The following is a 20,572-nucleotide window of genomic DNA, read 5'->3' on the forward strand; positions in this document are numbered from 1 at the left end:
TCTAGAAGGATTAGAGGGAGTGTTTACTGCAAGACCAAAGCTATTAAATTATCGAATGACAATCCATAGTGATCAAGGAATTCAATATCAATCTAATCCATATCGACATGCTTTACGAAAACATAAATGTCACAAAGAGCTACATGTCATGATAATGCAGCTATGGAAAGTTTCTTTCACATTATGAAAGTTGAAATGAATTATTTTACACATCACTTTGATACTAAGAAACAATTGGTTAAGGCGATGAAAGAATGGATAAGTTATTACAATGAAGATAGAATTCGGCACAAACTAAAAGGCTTAACTCCGATTCAATATCGAAATCAAGCCTTAAGTAAAATGATATAAAACTAACGTCCAGTTTTAGGGGTTAGCTTCAAATCTAGAGGGTTTTTGAACTTGTTAAAATTATTCTGCTTTATCTTCTGTGTGATCATTCTTATCTAAAGATGGTACGTCAATATCAATAATGGCATCCCCATTTAGGTAGACATGGGTACCATCTGCCGTAAAGTTAACTTCCTTAGTATCCGGTGATTTCATTAATAATTTTGCAATTGGCGTTTCCATTTCTTGCTCAACCACTCGACGTAAAGGTCTTGCACCAAACTTCTTGTCATAGCCTTTTTGTGCAAAATAAGTTTTTGCTTCAGGTGAAACTATCAGTTTGACGTCTTTTTTAGCTAAAACATGAGCCATCTTCTTTAGATAGATATCAATAATTTTTGTCATATCAACTTGCGTTAGCGAATTAAATGGAACAATTGCGTCCAATCGATTCAAAAATTCTGGTCTGAAATATGCTTCAAGTGCCTTAACCAACTTATCATGACCAGCTTGACCATCCTTGAGTAGGTTATCAGAGTAGCCTGCATTTGAAGTCATGATTAAAATCGTATCTTTAAAGGAAACAGTTCGCCCTTGCGCATCTGTTAAGCGGCCATCATCCATAATTTGTAATAAAGCATTAAAAATCTGAGGATTAGCTTTTTCAATTTCATCAAATAAAATTAAACTGTATGGCTGGTGACGTACCTTTTCGGTCAATTGACCACCTTCACCATAGCCAACATATCCCGGTGCTGACCCAATTAGCTTATTCACGGCCATTTGATCTTGATATTCCGACATATCTAAGCGAATTAAATGATTTTCGCCACCAAACAATTGAATTGCTAATTGTTTAGCTAGTTCTGTTTTACCAACACCGGTTGGACCAGTGAGTAAGAACGAGCCAGTAGGACGATTATTATCTTTAAAAACTTGTTTGCGGGCAATTGCATCCGTGATAACTTCGATAGCATTATCTTGATCAATTACAGTTGCTTTTAATTTTTCAGCTAAGTCAAGGTTCTTCTGCCCTTCACTTGCATGCAATTCACTCATTGGGATCTTAGTCTTAGTCTCAATTAAAGCATAAATATCCTGATCCGTCACACGCGGCACTGAAGCTTCGTCTAAATGATCCATTTGCTCACGTAATTTTTCAATTCGTTTCTTGAGTTCACTCGCCTTTGCATAATCTTCATTTTGTGCAGCAGAAGTTTTTTCATTTTCTAATTGCTTAATCTGTTTTTTCAGACTTACTTCATCATTTGGTACAGCATCAAGCCCCTTCTTCGCTCCAGCTTCATCAATTAAATCAATTGCCTTATCCGGTAGATAACGTCCTTGAATATAACGTTGTGACAATTCGACTGCTAAGCGTAAAGCACTATCACTATATTTAACATGATGATAGTCCTCATATTTTTTCTTAAGACCTTCCAAAATTTTAACCGTTACATCAGTAGAAGGTTCTGGCACATCAACTGGTTGGAAACGTCTTGCCAAAGCCGCATCATTTTCAATTTGACGATACTCTCCTGTCGTCGTTGCACCAATTAGGTTTAAGTCACCGCTAGCTAAAGCTGGTTTTAAAATATTAGAGGCATCGCCACTATTATTTTCCGAATCTGTTGACCCTGCGCCAACAATATTATGCAATTCATCAATAAATAGAATGATATTAGGATTGTTTTTAGCCTCATCGATTACTTTTTTCAAGCGTTCTTCAAAGCTGCCCCGCAAACTAGAACCGGCAACCATATCGTTAATATTAATTGCAATGATATGCTTATCCTTCATCTTTTCGGGAACATCGCCTTGAGCAATCTTTTGGGCTAACCCTTCAACAATTGCGGTTTTACCAACTCCAGCCGGTCCAATTAGCACTGGATTATTCTTCTTGCGCCGACTTAAAATTTCAATAACCTCTTGAATCTGTTCGTCTCGTCCAATCACTGGATCATATTTATTATTTTTGGCTTGTTCAACTAGATCGACACCGATAGGCTTTTTCTGTTGTGCTTGACCATTAGTGTTCAGATTTTGCGGTGCCATATTCATACTGCCTGAATAATGAATTGGAATTGATCCGTTACTATTATTACTATCATTAAAGAAGGAATTGTTTAATTCATTAAACAAATTATCAAATTCATTGTCAAAATATGTCATATATAGCCACCCCTTACATAGGTTATAAATTATTTATTAGCACTCAAAAGCTATGAGTGCTAATTTCTTATACTTTATATTTTAGCAGGTTATCCACAGAGTGCAAGAGATATGTCTTATTTTTCCACAACTAAGTCTAAGATCAATCTTAAATAGAAAAAGCTTTAAAGATAGTCATTAATTGGTTATCCTTAAAGCATTAAGATTATTTTTGATATAATTTTAAATGTTTTTGCAAATATCCTGCTGTTAGACTGGCCTGCTTTGGAAGAATATCACGAGGTGTACCATCAGCTACAATTTGACCACCATTTTTTCCACCTCGTGGTCCCAAGTCGATCATATAATCACTATTTGCCATCATATCTAAATCGTGGGTAATAGTAATAATGGTTGCATCATGATCCAGCAATTTTTGCAAGACTTTTAGCAGAGTTCTCACATCTTGTGGATGTAAGCCAACTGTAGGCTCATCAAAAACAAACAAAGTTCCCTTTTGCTGACGATGCAAATGCTTGATTAATTTTAATCGTTGCGCTTCTCCACCGGATAATGCAGGAGTCGCTTCGCCTAAGTGTAGGTACCCCAATCCCATTTCATGCAGAGTGGTCACTGTTTGCAAGATTTTGGTTTCACCCTTAAATAGCTTCTTGTTTAAAGCTTCATCCACAGAATAAGCGAGTACATCAGCAATGCTCAGGTTATGCCATTTAACTTGTAAAACTTCTTTATTATAGCGATGACCATTACATAAAGAACAAGTTTCAACTATATCGGGTAAATACTGTATGTCTAGTGCAATCACGCCACTACCACCACAAGCTGGACATGCTCCCTGCTTATTATTGTATGAAAAGTACGAAGCTGGATAATGTAACTGCTTGGCTAATGGCTGACGTGCATACAATTGGCGTAAATTATTCATGATATCAGTATAAGTTGCAACCGTTGAGCGCTGATTCTTACCTACAGGAGTAGAATCAACACTGACTACATTATTAATCCCAGTTGCAGATAAATCTGTAACCCAGCTTGGAGTGCTTTTATGCGCTTTTTGTGCCTTTAAGACCGGAAGCAAAGCATCGAGAATTAATGTAGTTTTTCCGGCTCCAGAGAAACCAGTAACCGCCGTCATTTTGCCCAGCGGAATTTGGACATGAACATTATTAAGATTAAAATGATGGTCAACCGTAAAGTCTAATTTACCTTGCTTAAAGAGTTGCTGTTTTGAAGCTGGTTCCCGCACTAACAACTGTGCAGTTCCGGTTAAATATGGTCCTATTAATGAATTTGAATCTTGTTTAAGCTGATTGGGCGTTCCTTGAGAAATAACTTGTCCGCCTTGACTGCCAGAGCCTGGACCAATTTCAATTACCCAATCAGCCGCATCAATAATTGCAGTTTCATGATCAACAACTACTAGAGAATTCCCCTGATTAACAAGCTCATGAAAAATATCAATTAATCCGTCTATGTTAGCCGGATGTAATCCTACCGATGGCTCATCCAATACATAGAGTACACCAGTAGTTTCCGTTCTTAAAGTTCGCCCCAGTTGAATTCGCTGTAATTCACCGGTTGACAAGCTATTGGCAGGTCGATCAAGACTTAGATAATCTAAACCTAATTTTAATAATGGTGTAACTTGATGCAATAATTCGCCCAATAGATTTTCCGCTAAATCTTGCATTTCTATGGGTAATTCCTGTTTAATTTTGTCTAAGTATTGTGGTAACTCACCCAACGTTAATTGTTCAGCTGCCACAATACTTTTCCCAGCAACCAATTGCTGCCAGCGGCTTGGATCAATTCGATAACCATGGCACCTTGGACAGGTACTAAAGTGATAAAAAGTATTAATACGCTCAAGTCCACGTTCAGATTTAGTTGTTTTGCGCGAATTAATTACTGCATTATAAGCATTCTCATATAGAGCATCCAAATGATAAACACGTCCCGTCGAAGTGGGAATATCTACCGGCACTTTACGTTCTTGTCCATGTAAAACTATTTCTCGTTCTCTAGTTGTTAATTCATGGTAAGGAACGTCGGTTCTCACACCAAGTTCACGAGCAATCCGCCACATCCAATTACGACCTGGAATTTGCCAAGTTGCAATCGCCCCATTTTCTAAAGATAAATTTTCATCGGCAACAATTTTTTTGTCATCAAGCTGCTCTACCTGACCCAATCCCTGACAAGTTTGACATGCGCCATCTGAATTAAAGGCGAAGTCTTCAGCACTAAAAGCATAAAACTGGACTCCACATACAGGACAATTAATTCGTCCCATTGCTTCACCACTTAAATCCATCGCTTGCGCAATTTTAATAGTTGGCATAAGACGATGGCCATTAGGACAAACTGGTGACCCCAACCGTGAAAAAATCAGCCGCAGAATATTAAAAATTTCCGTTACTGTTCCAACTGTTGAACGTATGCCAGGAACCGTCGGTCGCTGCTTTAAAGCCAGTGCTGAGGGAATATGCTTTACTTCATCCACATTTGCTTTCCCCACCTGACTAATTCGGCGACGAGTATAAGTTGCAAGGGAATCCAGATAACGTCTTGCTCCTTCGGAATACAAAATTCCCATTGCGAGACTGGACTTACCAGATCCGCTAAGCCCAGAAATTACAACAAATTGATGCAAGGGAATATCAACATTAATATTTTTTAAATTATTAACACGACCACCAATTACTTCGATATGCGTAGGCTGTTTTTGATATCTCACTTTTGAATATCCTTCCCTTTATTTTCAAATTTTCTAGACTGGTGAAGCAAATATTGTCGAATAGTTTGCACTACCTGCTTATTCTGTGGTAAATCGGAATGATCTGCTTCCTTACCAGTTACTGTCATAGCTGTATATGCTTTAACCTGATTTTGAAAAATGAACTTTCCTGCAGCCACGCTACTTTCGGGAACTATTCCATCGGAGTCATAATCTTTACCCCCCGATAGAGAATAAACTCTCAAATTTTTTGGTAATTTTGAACGATTCTTTACAAAATCAGCCAACATCTGCGTACGATTATCAGTGTTTGTTTCTGTAAAATTATACGGAGTACCCAACGTTAATAAACGCTTCATTTTAGTTTCACCATTGTACTGTGAATAATAATGTTCTAACCAATAAGTCCAAATCAACCCACCATTAGAATGACCAAAAGCCTTAAAATTATTAAATTTGTAATTATGCATCAGTGAGTCAAAGGCTGTATCAAGCCAAGTTGCCTGTTTTTTTATATTTGCATACCCATCTTTATTATTAGCAAAGCCAATAATAATAAACGGTTCTAAATCATTTTTCCCAATTGTGCCGCTATAGGACAATTTTGATTCACGTGAAACAGTGATTTTCATCACACTATGATGATTTTCCGACGATTGATTAAGTAGGTCAATTAGTTCATTAAAACGTTCCGTCGTTGCACTTGATCCTGGAACCATAATTACGGGAGAAAGTTGCGATTTACTTCTTTGTGCACGCGCATTATTTTCTTTTTTCATCCAAACATAACTGGGAACAGCTAGGAGTAATAATATTAGTAATAATAATATTAACCATTTAAAATTAGGATTTTTGTGCATTAATAGTCCCCCTTTCCTTGGATCTTAGCTTTAAATCTACTAGTTCATTAATTTTAATAATAGGCCATAACATTGCTATATCTAGTATGAATAACAAAATCGTAAAAAACAAAGCAGACCAGTTACCATTTGTCCCAAAAAACGAAATTAAAATTCCAGGGGTTCCTTTCAAAATCGGGTATACACAAACTGGAATTAAATGGAAATAAATTCCTCCAGCTGCCAACAGTATATTAATTACTGGGATTAACATACTGGGAATTAAAAAAATGGGATTCAGCAATATAGGCAGACCCACGGCCAATCCAATTGTTGAACTAAAAGCAGCTGGCAAGAGATTAACCTTGGCTATTGCCTCAATTTCGGGATTATTATGTTGTAGCAAAAGCAAAACTATGATCGCTAAAAGTACACTCGCTCCCCCCATTACTCCATAGCTATTTATTAATGAACTACCTAAAAATTTATATGGAACATTCCATGAATTGCCATGTTGAAAAGCAACTGTCATATTTTCAGCTGTATATGCATTATTAAGTGATTCACCGATTGATCTTAATGGAAAACCAATACCGATCCAATTCAAAAATGTGATCACAATTGTCAAAATTATAACTTCACCAATATTATTAGTAGTTTGAACACGACTAACTATTTCGCTGAAACTAGCAGAATTTATGACTTTTAATTGTAATTCATAAATAATTATACCCAATATAATTCCTATGCTCAGTGAAACCATTGCTGGTAGCAATGCATCCCATGCACGTTGTCGAATAATTTTAGTACTTTCTACTTTTACTGGTAAATATTCTTTACCTAGCAAGTGGAAAACTTGTCCTACCATATAACCCACAACTAAAGAAATAAAGACAGAGTTTATCTGGAGTATTCCAGAAGAATACACATTCCCTGATCGCTGGCCACTTGTAGACCCATAAGAACAAAAGAGTAAAATGATGACGCTAGTCAGGCCCGCTAAAGTTGCATCTTTATGATAAATATGAGCTGTATAACGTGCCATAAAAAAGCATGCATAAACTCCAAATACACCAAAAGTTACCTCAATCATTCCTCGGCTTACAAATAATCCCGCATACCATAAATGATCTGGGATGATTTTATCTAACCCAAAAATATTGTAAACCATACCTTCTGGTGAGAAAATCAAGTCAAGAATCAGTTTAAAATACGAACCTAGCACCGCAATTGGCATCAGCATAACAAGTGTTCGCTGAATAGCTCTAAAAAAGGGATTCGAACGAATTTTCAATATAAATCTAGCTGCATAATCTAACATTTGCTAATCCCCTTTTAATTATATATTTGAATTAAAATAATACTCTCTTTATGATTTTTCAGCAATCTTCACATATAGTTTACTCTTATTATTTTTTTATTAGATAAACATAAAATGTTATAATAGAATTGATTTTTAGAGGGTGAAAAAATGAGTAAAAGAAAAATCGAGTTAAATGAAAAAGTTGAAAAGCTGGCAGCAAAATATTTAAAGACATATGATATTGACTTGGATACATTAACTAATAAAGCATTAAAAGCATATTTAATTGATCATCTGAGTTCCAGCCAGATCAAAGAAGCACTTCGTGAAAATGATAATACAAGTTCAAATTATTCTGGTAGATTATTTCCAAACAATATTGATGATTTAAATATATAAGTATTTAGCATAAAAAAAGCAGGAAATATCCTGCTTTTTTTAACTTAAACTAAAAGTAAGTATCCGGAAAACTAGCTTTTTAGACCTAAAATTAGATCAAGTATTCCTTTAGAAAAAATCTTGATCTATTATTTTTTCTTAAAATAGCTCCTTCTTCTCTGCATTTTTACTCCAATATTGGCTTAAATTCATCATCATAAACATTAAACCAATATCGGTTTCTACTTTTTTCTTTTCGCGTATTGGATTAGGGCAAAGAGTAGGATCTTGAGCATCATTTTAGTATCTAGTTTTTCCTAGCTACTTTTCTTTTATTGGTTGTTTATTTTCGTTTGTTTTTAGTTAGACAAATTCTGTTACCGCAGCAGCAATTAAAATAATCACCAACCCAGCAATCGTAACTGCCATCTCTTTCTTAGTCTTTTTCTGATCTAAAAACCAAATACCAGTCAATGTCGCTAAGATAACCGAAGTCTGAGATAAAACAAAACCAGTAGCTAGTCCGTTCATGTTGGGCTGTGCCGAGATCAGGTAGGTCAAAGCTGCAAAGGCAAAAAAGAAACCAGCAAAAATTTGTTTATAAGAAACAATTTCCGTAAACGGGTTTTCATCTTTATTTTTAATTGCAACATAAATGCCATAAACAATTCCTGTTAATAACATCCCTATTGCTTGCGGCAAAAATGCGTGTTGACCATCAACGTGCGCTGCTTGTGGAGCTGCTGAGTAAGCCCAGTAACCAATTTCACCAAATAACAACCAAATCGTCGCTTTTTTCAGTAAGCTTGACTTTTGCGCGGTTTTTTTTTCGGACCAAACTGTCATATAGGCACCAATAATAATCGCCACTAAAGCAATCGTCCCAATAATTTTAGCAGGAATCCCCGGCCAATTACCTAAAGCAATGACACCCCATAATGAAGCACCTAATAATTGAAAGGCCGTCGTAATTGGCATTGCCCGCGATGAGCCAACCAAGCCAAACGACATAAAGGTAACAATTTCCGCGCTGGCCCAACCAATACCGGAAATAATCGACAATAATAATGCCGAACCCGTTGGCATTGTATAACCACCGATAAGGGCATAAACTAAACCAAAAATAAAAGTTCCTAAAGTCGTTCCCAAGATTTGGTTAGCAGGTTTACCACCAATTTTTGAAGCAATTGTTGGAAATAAACCCCAGCCCAAAAGTGGGCCTAGACCAACTAATAATGCTGTTGTATTCAATTTTTTCTCCTAATTTAAAAAACAACGTTACTTTCAAGTAAAATATTTGCAAATGGCGTCATTTCACCAGTTCTAACAAAAGCCTTGCAGTCCTTCAGGCTTTCCTTTAATTCCTCATGAGTAATAAATTCAATTGGTGTGTCTGGTAGACGCTTTTTAATTTTAGCCAACATTTCGGGATTTTCCGTTTTAATTTCACTAGCTAAAAAAATTCGTTGAATTTCTAATTCCTCAAGCACATTGTTTAAGACATCCATAAAACTAGGAATTCCCTTAGTTACGGCTAAGTCAATTTTTTCTGTGCCCTTAGGAACTGGCGTGCCCGCGTCACCAATTGCTAATTTATCAAAATGACCCATTGTTGCAATTACACGTGACAAATCTGAATTAATTACCTTTGTTTTTTTCATGTTGCTTCACTTTCTACTATCAAGACTACTTAACTTGATCGATTTCTTTCTTGTATGGGATTGATGGTTGAGCACCATACCGTTGCACTGTTAATGATGATGCCTTGTTGGCAAAAATTATCGCCTCATGCAAGTTAGAAAAATCTGGTTTTAATAAACTAGACATGGAACCAATAAAAGTATCCCCAGCAGCAGTCGTGTCAACTGCCTTGACCTTAAATGCTGGGACCAACTCGCTCTGCCCGTCAAAATCATAAAAAGCACCTTTTGAACCGATCGTAATAATTACTGCCTTAACACCTAACTCATGCAATTTAACGGCAGCTTGGCGAGCACTAGTTTTATCAGCAACATGTACTCCGGTAATTGTCTCAGCTTCTGTCTCATTTGGTGCAATCATATCAGTTAACCTAAGCAACTCTGCCGGAATCTTAGCCATTGCTGGCGCAGGGTTTAAAATTGTCTTGACCCCATTAGCACGAGCAATTTCAAACCCCTTAATTGTTGCTTCTACCGGAGTTTCAAATTGCGCAATCACAAAGTCACTGCTAGAAATCAATTTGCTTTTTTTATCAATATCCTTGACATGAAAATCATAATTGGCACCAGCATAAATCGTAATTGAGTTTTGCCCTTCATCATCAACCGAAATAAAGGCTTGACCAGTTGACTCATTCTTAATCGTAGTAATTCCAGAAATATCAATTTTTTCCTGTTTAAGCAAGTCTAACATCTCGGTACCCGGTGCATCATCACCAACAGCCCCGATAAAGCTAGTCACACAACCCGACCTCGCAGCTGCCACTGCCTGATTGGCACCCTTACCACCAGCGGCTGAATAATGTTCCTTAGCATGAATAGTTTCCCCCGGCTTAACCATGCGCTCAACACGCAGATTGGTATCAAGATTAATGCTGCCAATAACTGTAACTTTGTTCATCTTTTTCTCCTTTCGGCAATTTGCTAAATTAGCCTACGTCAAAATTATAGCATACTTAAAACCGCTTCCAAATTGTAATTTAAGTTTTTTTATACCAGTTTAAACCATAATTATTGAAGTTATTTATTCAGTAAAGGTGTAATTTATAAAAAAGACAACCCCCATTATTCATTGCTTTGGTAACCATTATGGGCATCATGATTGGCAGCAATGCTTTTTTTAATCGCTAGTGTTTCAGCACTAACGCAGAATGCTTGGCTAAGCATTCTCGTTTAGCCACTGGGCGATTTAATTTCCTTTAATGGCTGAATTTTAAGCGTAATATAGCTTGCCACTATCTTTCCAGAAGATGGTGGTTAGATAAAATACTTACAAGAAATTTATGGCTCTAAAATTGCGCCGCTCTTAATTATCTTCGTAAACAAATTTCCAGTTTCAGTAATTTTTCGACACCTTTGACAACTTAACTAACATACTAGTCTATATTTCACTGTATTGATATTATTAATTCATCACAAAAAAGGTGTGCTTTTCATGTATCAAAATCATATCACAGGCCAAATACTTGTAGACCAGCTTACCATCCAACAATGATGCTCAAGATCCTACTCTTTGTCCTAATCCAATACGCGGAAAGAAAAAGTAGAAACCGATATTAGTTTAATGTTTATGATGATGAATTTAAGCCAATATTGAAGTAGAAATGCAGAGAAGAAAGAGCTATTTTAAGAAAAATAATAGATCAAGATTTTCCTAAAGGAATACTTGATCTATTTTTAGGTTTCAGAAACTAGTTTTTCCGAACACTTGATTATATTATTTAAGGAGTTTTAGATTATAGTTAAAATAACTTAATTATTAGTACTCACAGAGATTGTTTTATCTCTAGGTAACATTTCATTAGAAAAACTTTGCAATTCAGTTTCGAGTATATGTATATTTTCAGTTTTTTCTTTTATATAGGAAACCACTAAAGGTATTAGATCTATTCCCTTACGTGGATCAAATCCAGTTAAAGACTTAATTTTTTGCAAGCGATACTCAACTGTTTTGGGATGCACCATTAACATTTGTGCAAGCGATGAAATTGACACCTGATTCTTTGCATACAACCATAAAGTTAATTGTGTATCCTCATCAATTTGACTTAATCGCTTACGTAATAACGGATAATCTAATGTTGAATGTGCAATAATATACATATTAGCGATTTCATCGTAATGAACAATAGAATCAAATTTATTAGTTAGCATTAACGAAAATAAGGCTTCCTTAATACTTCCCGATAAATCAAAATGATGTTTCCCTATACCAACATAAACTTTTTTGGGCAAAATTGCTAAAAAGTTAGATTTGTGTTGTGGTTTCATAACATAAACTCGTTTATTTTTATCCAAATTAAATGCTAAACGCCATTCAGGCAAATTGTTATAATTAGATGTAGCTACCAGCGCAATATATTTCTGTTCCAGATCTACGCCATTAATTTTTGCTCGCCCGCTAAAACCATTGTTTGCAACAGGTACATCATAATCTGAAACGTATAACCACTCATGCATAAATTTTTCAAGCATATTTACTTTCTCCTATTGTATAACGAATTTTCATAATATAATTTACTATTTACAAATAGGCAATTAAATAACTTAAATAGACTTTATTTTTATGCTGATATAATCTTAATCTAATCTGGAATAATTATAGTACCATCATTATTATTTAAATATGATCCAACATTATCAAGAGATGTAATCACTGCTTTACGATTTGTTTTTTCAACAAATGAAACTGCTGCTTCTACTTTTGGCTTCATTGATCCACTTGCAAATTGATTATCTGTTAAATATTGTTTCATTTGTGATACTTTAACTTCATGTAAATCTGTTTGATTAGGTTTTTGATAGTTTAAAGTTACATACTTTACAGCCGTTAAAATTATCAATTCATCAGCATCAACTAACTCCGCTAACTTAGCAGCTGAAAAGTCTTTATCAATTACAGCTTCAATTCCACTGATTTTATTATCATGTTTAACAACAGGTACTCCCCCGCCTCCACTAGCAATTAGTGTTGTATTATTTTCAACTAATAGTTTAATTGAGTCGGCTTCAAGAATACTACCTGGCTTAGGAGACGGCACAACTCTTCTAAATCCACGCCCTGCATCTTCTACTATTTCCCAATCTGGGTGTTCTTCTTTAATAGTATCTACTTCATCCTTCGTGTAGAACGGACCGATCGGTTTAGATGGATTATTAAATGCACTATCTTGCTCATCAACTACAACTCTGGTTAAAACAGTAGATACATTTATTGGCAGATGTCGATGCGATGCGCTCATATTTAATGCATTAGCTAACCACAAGCCAATCTCACCTTGAGTCATCGCACCTACTGTGTCTAATGGCATAGCTGGATTACTATCTGAACTACCATCAAGCTCTTGCAATAATAAATTACCAACTTGTGGTCCATTGCCGTGAGTAATAACTAATTGAATATTACCCTGAGCAATGAAATCTGTTAAAAAATCAGCTGTCTTCATTAGCGCTGCTTGTTGAGCTTGTGCAGATGGATCATCTGTTAAAATTGCATTACCACCTAATGCAACAACAATTTTTTTCATATTTTATACTTCCTAATACTTCATTATGCTTTCAATTTACCCATTATCAATGCAACTATTGCTGCTACTGCCAAAATGCCAATAATAATCATTAATATCCATTCAACGTTACTTATAGATTGACCATTCTCTTTTCTTGCACGATAGTACAAAACAAAACCAATTAAATAAGCAATCGTACATAGCCATAAATACTGTAAACCAGCAAAAATCATTCCTACTACTTCGAAAGCCAAAGCTATAAACCCTGGTAGAATCATATGAGAGTTTCTATTTTGTAACCCTAATTTTAATTGATATGCACCAACCAAGGCGTAACAAACGGCAATTGAAGATGTACATAAAGAATATGCGAAATTATATGCCTGATCTGTAAACAATAGTGTAATTAAAAATAATTGAATTAAAATTTCTGTTAACCATAAAGAATTAGCTGGAGAGCGATGCTTATTTAATTTGCCAAACCATTTAGGAAGAAGACCTTGTTCTGCCATTAATGATGTAGCCTCAACTGGTAACATTGTCCATGATAACCAGGCACCTAAAATCGATATAATTAAACCTATAGCAATAAATGCTCCTCCTATCGGTCCAGTCATTTCCTTAAATAAATAAAGTAAAACAGGGTGACGCATGGTTTGTAACTTAGATAGTGGTAAATAGCCGTAAGGTAAAATAGACACAACAACATAAATAGTTAGAAGAGAAAACAATCCAATAATAGTCGCCCTACCTGCATCCGACTTTTTCTTAGCACGTGCAGCCATTGTTGTCGCACCTTCGATACCTACAAACACCCACATCATTACCATGATGCAACCTTTAATTTGGGTAAATATGCCTGTAGCAGTCGCCGAAGAATACGTCACACTTCCATTAAAATTAGAAGACATATTAGCCCAAAAATGATTTGTAAATACTCCCATTTTAAAACTAATAATTGCAATTACTACAAATGCAAAGATCGGGATCATTTTAGTGACTGTCACAATTGCATTAATAATAGCTGCTGATTCAATCCCACGTGTAACTAAAATTGTCAGTGCCCAAGAAATAATTGAAGCCACAATAATTGCACTTAGACTATTGCCAGATTTTAGTGGTGGAAAAAAATATCCTAAAGATGACATTAACATCGTTGCAAAAGCAACATTTCCTAGCCATGAAGATAGCCAGTAGCCCCAACCAGAAATAAATCCAGCGAAATCACCAAAACCTGCTCTAGCGTAGTCTGACACTCCAGTTAATTCAGGCTTATTTAAAACCAAACTATTTAAGCACAAAGCTAGCATTAAAATACCTACACCCGTAATTGCCCATGCTACCAAAGCTGCACCAGGCGTAGCAGATTGAGCTAAAGTTGAAGGTAAATCAAAGATACCTGAACCAATTGCCGAACTAACAACTAAAGCAACTAAGGCAGGTAGAGCAATTCCATTCTCCTTAGTATCAGACATAATTATTTTCCTGCCTTTTCCAATTCTGGTACAGATGGAATAAACATGTTGCCTAAAGTGGCAGCCATTATTGCCTTAATGGAGTGCTTACGATTCTCAGCTTCATCCCATTGACGTGCATATTCACTACGGAAAACTTCATCAGTTACTTCCATTTCAGTAATCCCGTAATTTTCTTCAACTTCCTTACCATATTCAGTATTAGTATCATGAAATGCTGGCAGACAGTGCATAAAAATTAATTCCTCTTTACTTGTACCAGTCTTTTTCATCATTTCCATATTAACCTGATATGGTTTTAATAATTTAACTCTATTCTCCCAATCTGACTCTCCCATTGAAACCCAAACATCAGTGTAGATAACATTAGCTTTCTTTACACCTTCATCAATATCTGCTGTAACTAGCAATTTTGCTCCTGATTCCGCAGCAAATTTATTAGCCAAATCTACAACTTCTTGAGAAGGATGTAATTCTTCAGGAGCAACTATACGAATATTTACTCCTAACATAGCTCCTGTAACTAATAATGAATTAGCCATATTGTTACGTCCATCACCAACAAAAGCTAGAGTCAAGCCACGTAAATGACCAAAATTTTCTTTAATTGTCATGAAATCTGCAATCATTTGTGTTGGATGCCATTGATCTGTTAACCCATTCCAAACAGGTACACCTGAGTATTTAGCTAATTCTTCTACATCAGATTGCTTAAATCCTCTAAATTCAATTCCATCAAACATTCGTCCTAAAACAATAGCAGTATCTTCAACTGACTCTTTCTTGCCTAATTGAATATCATTAGCACCTAAATATTCTGGATGGGCTCCCAGTTCAATAGCTGCTGTTGTAAAAGCAGATCTAGTTCTTGTTGATGTTTTTTCAAATAACAATGCAATATTTTTACCCTCTAAATAATGATGCGGTATATGATTTTGTTGTAGAGTTTTTAAATGTAATCCTAAATCAATTAAATATTGAATTTCACCTGGGGTAAAATCTTTCTCTGCTAACAATGAACGACCTTGAAATACTGAATTAATAGCCATATTACTTTTCCTTTTTTATTAAAACTTTAGTTTTATAAATCTTCACGCCATAGTGGTTGGGACATACAACGAGGACCACCACGCCCTCTAGACAACTCACTTGAAATAACTTCGTGAACCAAAATATCATGTTCACGTAAAATTTCATTACTTACGTAGTTACGGTTATAAGTTACAACTTCACCTGGTGCAATAGTTAATGTGTTTGAACCATCATTCCATTGCTCTCTTGGTGCAACAATATCGTCACCGTTTCCAGTTAGAATTAAATCTAACTCTGAAAGATGTAATACTTGCTTTAAGGTTTCACTCAAATCAGTATGATGTTCCATGTTTATTTTGCCGTTTTCACCTGGTGTCATGACAAAAATATTCATTTTACCAGCTTCATCCATAATCCCTGGGAAGACAGTAAATTGGTCTTTGTTAACCATTGTAAATACTGTATCTAAATGCATCATTGCATGATTATGAGGAATCTCTATAGCAACAACAGTATCAAAATGACTATCACTATTAGAGAACAGTTCTTTTGCTAAACCTTCAATCGATTTAGATGATGTTCTCTGCGAAACCCCAATAGCTAAAACATGATCATTTAAAACTAGTTCATCACCACCCTCAATTCGAGTATTGTGATTACGATTTCTCCATACATTTACATGACCTGCAAAACGAGGATGATACTTCATAACAAATTCTGTAAATAATGACTCTGGTTGACGAGCTTTAAAAGTCATGTGATTAATTGTTATTCCTGAACCAATTGAAGCTTGTGGATCTCTAGTGAAATATGCATTAGGCAATGGATCAAGTAAAAAAGGATCATTTGCATCGCTACCCGCTAAATCATGCAAAGTTTCATTTCGTAAATCCATATCGATTTCATTACGACGTACACCACTATATAATTTTGTTACCATATCATGTACATCGAAACTGTTTAGATAGTCTTGTAAAACATCATATGTTACTCCAGAATCATATCCATGCTCATCAAGATAACGATTAATAAACTCCTGCTTAATTTCAGAACTTTGTGATAATGTTTCAACAGCAAGTTCATCGATATACAAGGTTTCAACGCCGTTTTTTCTAAGTGTTTCTGCAAAATAGTCATGTTCTTTTTGGGCTATTTTTAAAAATGGTATATCATCAAATAAAAGGTTCTCCATTGTATCTGGAGTAATATTTTCAACTTCCGCGCCTGGACGTTTCAACAATACAGTTTTTAATTTGCCAATTTCTGAATTAACATTTATTGCTGGATTTTCCATAATTATTCTCCTTTTGCAACAATTGTAATATCTATAAAAAGCGCTTTCATGAAATTACAATATTTATTATTACAAAAAGCAATTATCTAAAAAATGGTATTTTCGATAATCTTTTTTATCCATTTAGATAACAAAAGTTGATCAATAGATTATCAATTTAATATACTTATTTACTGATTATATTCATTTAATTTTTATATAAAAAAGAGGCATTTCGCCTCTAATTAGTCTATTAATTTTAAATAATAATTTATCCAATAATCTGCAGTTTCAATAACATTACTGTAAGACAAGCTATAATTAAAAAGACCATGTCCTGATAAAATATCAGAACACAGTCTTAACTTAGCTAGATCAGAATTAATCGTAAGATTAAATTTTGCTTAGTTTATTTTTTATCTAAATTGATCACCAGCTAGTTGCCGATAAAAGTTTGCTTTAGTTGTTTGAACATATGGTACTACCCAAATTAAACCAATTCCCAAAGTTATAAATGCCACAATATACCAACCAATAAAACTTAAGTCTAGCATAAATAATTGCCACTTATATCCTGACATCAAGTACCGACTTTCAGTAATACCCGTTGTCATTTTTACTTCTTTACCACTTTCGACCAAATCATTGACAATATATGGTGTTAACGCGTATGAATAACCTTTAATAATTCCTGGAACCACCAATAATAGTGCCCATAAATACGTAAAGATACAGTTAAAAAGATAGTTTAATAATTCTGGGATGAATCTACCATCAGTAAACACTGCAAAAATTGCCTTGCCAAGATTGAATTTTCGGCCTCTTGTTAAATTTAAAAATGTAATTACCAAACTTAACATAAAAAAGCCACTGATAAAACTTAATGCAAATTTACCTCCGCTACTGGCAATGGAACTAGCAGACTTACTCCAAGTTGTAAAATTACCACTAGCTAGGCTAACAGTGTATTCTTTAAGATCTTGACCATACAGAACGCCATTAATTAATAACATTACCAAGCCAAGTATGGTTGCCCATCCCCAATTTCCCCGAAGCTCTTGTTTAGCTTGTTTTTTTAATTCAGCTCTATTCATAATAACCTCCTTATGAGTTATACTCATCATTTTAGCGTACACTGCCAAAATTTTGCAAAGAATATACAAAAAGCCTAGTTCCACCAACATCGGAACTAAGCTCACACAGTGTTGTACCGTCACCTGACCACATAAATAGAAAATCACATTTTCGCTACCGGAGAAAATATCTATTTCCCTATGACGGCACAACAAAATTCTAGCATGCAATCAACTAAAAGACAAGATTTATTCATTTTACTATAGGGTTGAGTAATTGTACCATAATTTTATCGATCTGCTTTTTTAACACAGAAAACTCACCATTCCGAGTCTTATTCGATTGGATAATTATCATTGTTTTTGCATCATTGGTACTACGCATAAAAGTATAGTACCCTTCTCCAGCTCCATTAGCAGTCTTCGTTTTTAACAGATTATTATTATACAAGCCACCATTATAAGACAGTGGCGGACTTACTTTATAAAGCAATTTACGACTTTTACTTGTTAAAAATTTACCAGCTAGAATATAGTGCATTACCTTAGCAATATCTTGATTTGACATTACAATAGATCCAGCACCTAATTCATTCCGAGCCGCCTTTAGTGCTGCTTGATGCTTAACCGTTTCATAATATCCTTTATGATATATCATCCCCGGCACCAACTTAGTAGCAACAATTCTATCTGATTTCGACCATAAAAATTCAGTATGTCTTAATCCTAGAGGGACAACATAAGCATCTCGAAACAGTTGTTCATAGCTCTGTTTTGTAATTTTTGTCATGATACCACATAAATAAACATAATTTAATGAGCTATAGTACCACTTGCCTAACATTTTAGGCACAAAAACCGTTTTTTGAACATCAGCCTGAATATTATCTTGATCTGATTTAAATTTTTTTTGTCCTAACTTTTCCCCAGGTTTTAAATCAAGACCAGCCGTCATTGTTAACAAATTTTTGATCGTAATTTTTTGAGCACCCGGAATTTCAGGATAAAATTTACTAAGCCGATCTTGCAAACTTAATTCTCTTGCTTGCACTAACCGCATCAGCATCGCTGCTGTCATCGACTTTTGAACCGAATTAATCAAATAACTAGTGTCAGTTGCATTATTTAAAGCATAATCAAGCAAAGTCTTGCCATTTTTTATAACTAAAACTGAGCCTTTGATCCCTAAAGAATCAATTTGCTGGCGCACTAATTTCCTTTTAAAGATTCTTTTTGACTACCATTTACTGGAGTATTATCAGTTACACTAATTTGGTATGGTTTATTTTGCCATTTTTTAGAAAAGAAATAATTATGCAAATTATATTTGTATGAAACATTCTTTTCTTCCATAAATGGCTTAACTGCTTGATCAACAGCTACCCATCCACGCCAACCGAGATGAATTGTATCCTCCATAAAGTACTTCTCACTACCACGTTTAGATAGATCCTCAATATTATCAAAACCCTGACTAGCTAATTGGTACTTAATCTTAGAAACAGACTTCTGATACATTGTTTGTGATAAACCCGTATAGTTTGCCCATTTTTCATTAATTGGTGGAATAATAAATAATACATTAGTATGTTGTTTAGCAAATTGGTGTAGCATTAATTCAAAATCACTATATTCAACAGACTTAGTATAATCGAAATTACGCTGGCTACCCTTCAGCTTAATTAAAGTTCTCTTATTTAGTCGTGTCTTAAAGAATCGATTATTAATACCAAAATCATTGGTATTGGTATGAATAGCAGCCTGATACTTAGCTATTTTATTAAGCGCTGCAACCGAGTATGTATTTGGCAAGAGACGTGCATGTTCATTGATCTTTTTAATCCGATCACGCAATTGGAATGTACTAAAGAATTTGTCTTCGTTATTAAGCATTCTTCTCTGGTTTTCAAGAATAAAACGTTGTGTAGCTGTCAGCTGTTTGCCATTAGCTATTCGTTTCATTCCTGACTTAATTACACCCTTTACCTCTGGCATTTGTAGAAAACGCTTAGCAGCATAACGATTTGTTAAATTATCTTGCTTAATTCCTAAAAGAAAATTACAAGCTTGCAATGGCGAATAATATAACGCAAATGCATCTGAATTTTGACCATTTTTAGTAAACCATTGCGGAGAAATAATCACAACTGCCTTTTTATTCTTTAACTGCTTGGCAGTACCTTGCATACCTAAAAACTGCGCTAAAGATTGGCTACCTGGACCACCTAGCAAAAATGGTCGATAATTACGATGATATTTTTCTGCTAATACACTCGGATGCAGGGGGTCAAGTCTTGATAACTCACTTGAGCCATAAAACGGCACATAGTTATCATCGAAAGCATTCTGCTTCATTCGTGAACCTTTAAAAATAGTTGTAGTTTGCGAGTTAGCTGCTTGGTATATAGCGTCCTTAGAAAAGGTTCGTTCCCAAGGTAACAGAAAAATAACCAGTAATAAGATAAAAGCGCAAAGAACTGGGCCAAAAATTTGCCACAGCCGGCGTTTATTATTCATTTTCTAAACTTTCCACCTTTGTAACGATTTTGTTTGGAGTATCCCATTCGTTTCTGTCGAATTCGGAAACCGGTACATCAATATCAAACTTTTCCTGTAAATTTAACAACATCTGAACGCTTGCCATTGAATCCATTAACCCATTATCAAAAATATTCTCATCCATTCGATCGGTTAAATCTTCACCAGTTAAGTCTTGTAAAACAGCTAAAACTTCTTTTTTTGTATCCATTA

17 protein-coding genes and 1 pseudogene are annotated in these 20,572 nt (G+C 35.0%); 2 read left to right on the plus strand and 16 right to left on the minus strand.

What is annotated here, in order from left to right; genetic code table 11:
* Positions 1-351, plus strand: a pseudogene (locus tag ACYIAQ_RS07965) (transposase); the annotation flags it as partial.
* Positions 352-411: 60 nt separating this feature from the next.
* On the opposite strand, the gene ACYIAQ_RS07970 reads toward ACYIAQ_RS07965, so the two are convergent.
* The 4 genes from ACYIAQ_RS07970 to ACYIAQ_RS07985 all read right to left on the minus strand — a co-directional run bounded on the left by ACYIAQ_RS07970 (position 412) and on the right by ACYIAQ_RS07985 (position 7,399).
* The gene (locus ACYIAQ_RS07970) at positions 412-2,502 is read right to left on the minus strand and encodes an ATP-dependent Clp protease ATP-binding subunit (RefSeq protein WP_483563296.1); all 2,091 of its coding nucleotides are present in this window, start codon (positions 2,500-2,502) and stop codon (positions 412-414) included.
* 205 nt (positions 2,503-2,707) lie between these two features.
* Positions 2,708-5,239 (minus strand): AAA family ATPase, encoded by a 2,532-nt coding sequence (locus ACYIAQ_RS07975; protein WP_483563297.1) that lies wholly within the window; start codon positions 5,237-5,239, stop codon positions 2,708-2,710.
* Entirely contained in the window at positions 5,236-6,099 is an 864-nt protein-coding gene (locus ACYIAQ_RS07980; RefSeq protein ID WP_483563298.1) for an alpha/beta hydrolase, read from the minus strand. The genes ACYIAQ_RS07975 and ACYIAQ_RS07980 overlap by 4 nt, the downstream gene beginning before the upstream one ends.
* Entirely contained in the window at positions 6,083-7,399 is a 1,317-nt protein-coding gene (locus ACYIAQ_RS07985) for a PTS sugar transporter subunit IIC (RefSeq protein WP_483563299.1), read from the minus strand. The genes ACYIAQ_RS07980 and ACYIAQ_RS07985 overlap by 17 nt, the downstream gene beginning before the upstream one ends.
* Before the next feature lie 150 nt (positions 7,400-7,549).
* Between ACYIAQ_RS07985 and ACYIAQ_RS07990 the strand changes: the two genes are divergently transcribed.
* Positions 7,550-7,780: a hypothetical protein gene (locus tag ACYIAQ_RS07990; protein ID WP_483563300.1), complete on the plus strand. Its 231-nt coding sequence runs from the start codon at positions 7,550-7,552 to the stop codon at positions 7,778-7,780.
* Positions 7,781-8,122: 342 nt separating this feature from the next.
* Here the strand turns inward: ACYIAQ_RS07990 and rbsU are convergent, their stop codons facing one another.
* The 12 genes from rbsU to dltC form a co-directional block, all read right to left on the minus strand.
* Positions 8,123-9,010: a ribose/proton symporter RbsU gene (gene rbsU, locus ACYIAQ_RS07995; protein WP_122019394.1), complete on the minus strand. Its 888-nt coding sequence runs from the start codon at positions 9,008-9,010 to the stop codon at positions 8,123-8,125.
* Positions 9,011-9,024: 14 nt separating this feature from the next.
* The gene (rbsD, locus tag ACYIAQ_RS08000) at positions 9,025-9,420 is read right to left on the minus strand and encodes a D-ribose pyranase (protein WP_122019398.1); all 396 of its coding nucleotides are present in this window, start codon (positions 9,418-9,420) and stop codon (positions 9,025-9,027) included.
* A gap of 25 nt (positions 9,421-9,445) precedes the next feature.
* Positions 9,446-10,360, minus strand: coding sequence for a ribokinase (gene rbsK / locus ACYIAQ_RS08005; RefSeq protein WP_122019401.1), 915 nt, complete (start codon positions 10,358-10,360; stop codon positions 9,446-9,448).
* Positions 10,361-11,211: 851 nt separating this feature from the next.
* Positions 11,212-11,934 carry a PucR family transcriptional regulator gene (locus tag ACYIAQ_RS08010; RefSeq protein WP_483563301.1) on the minus strand — a complete coding sequence of 241 codons (723 nt, stop codon included), beginning with the start codon at positions 11,932-11,934 and terminating at the stop codon, positions 11,212-11,214.
* Positions 11,935-12,044: 110 nt separating this feature from the next.
* Positions 12,045-12,986 carry a carbamate kinase gene (arcC, locus tag ACYIAQ_RS08015; RefSeq protein ID WP_483563302.1) on the minus strand — a complete coding sequence of 314 codons (942 nt, stop codon included), beginning with the start codon at positions 12,984-12,986 and terminating at the stop codon, positions 12,045-12,047.
* A gap of 23 nt (positions 12,987-13,009) precedes the next feature.
* Complete coding sequence (gene arcD, locus ACYIAQ_RS08020) at positions 13,010-14,443, minus strand: arginine-ornithine antiporter (protein ID WP_483563303.1); 1,434 nt, start codon at positions 14,441-14,443, stop codon at positions 13,010-13,012.
* A gap of 2 nt (positions 14,444-14,445) precedes the next feature.
* Complete coding sequence (gene argF / locus ACYIAQ_RS08025; protein WP_483563304.1) at positions 14,446-15,492, minus strand: ornithine carbamoyltransferase; 1,047 nt, start codon at positions 15,490-15,492, stop codon at positions 14,446-14,448.
* Between the two features lie 32 nt (positions 15,493-15,524).
* A complete protein-coding gene (gene arcA, locus ACYIAQ_RS08030; protein WP_483563305.1) occupies positions 15,525-16,769 on the minus strand; it encodes an arginine deiminase in 1,245 nt (414 codons plus the stop codon).
* 395 nt (positions 16,770-17,164) lie between these two features.
* Positions 17,165-17,842: a DUF975 family protein gene (locus ACYIAQ_RS08035; RefSeq protein WP_483563306.1), complete on the minus strand. Its 678-nt coding sequence runs from the start codon at positions 17,840-17,842 to the stop codon at positions 17,165-17,167.
* Positions 17,843-18,074: 232 nt separating this feature from the next.
* Positions 18,075-19,031, minus strand: coding sequence for a serine hydrolase domain-containing protein (locus ACYIAQ_RS08040; RefSeq protein WP_483563307.1), 957 nt, complete (start codon positions 19,029-19,031; stop codon positions 18,075-18,077).
* Positions 19,031-20,338 (minus strand): D-alanyl-lipoteichoic acid biosynthesis protein DltD, encoded by a 1,308-nt coding sequence (gene dltD / locus ACYIAQ_RS08045; RefSeq protein WP_483563308.1) that lies wholly within the window; start codon positions 20,336-20,338, stop codon positions 19,031-19,033. Before dltD ends, ACYIAQ_RS08040 begins: the two co-directional genes overlap by 1 nt.
* Positions 20,331-20,570, minus strand: coding sequence for a D-alanine--poly(phosphoribitol) ligase subunit DltC (gene dltC, locus ACYIAQ_RS08050; RefSeq protein ID WP_483563309.1), 240 nt, complete (start codon positions 20,568-20,570; stop codon positions 20,331-20,333). Before dltC ends, dltD begins: the two co-directional genes overlap by 8 nt.
* Positions 20,571-20,572 lie beyond the last annotated feature (2 nt).

The sequence above is a fragment of the Lactobacillus sp. X-49 genome, from assembly GCF_057063645.1.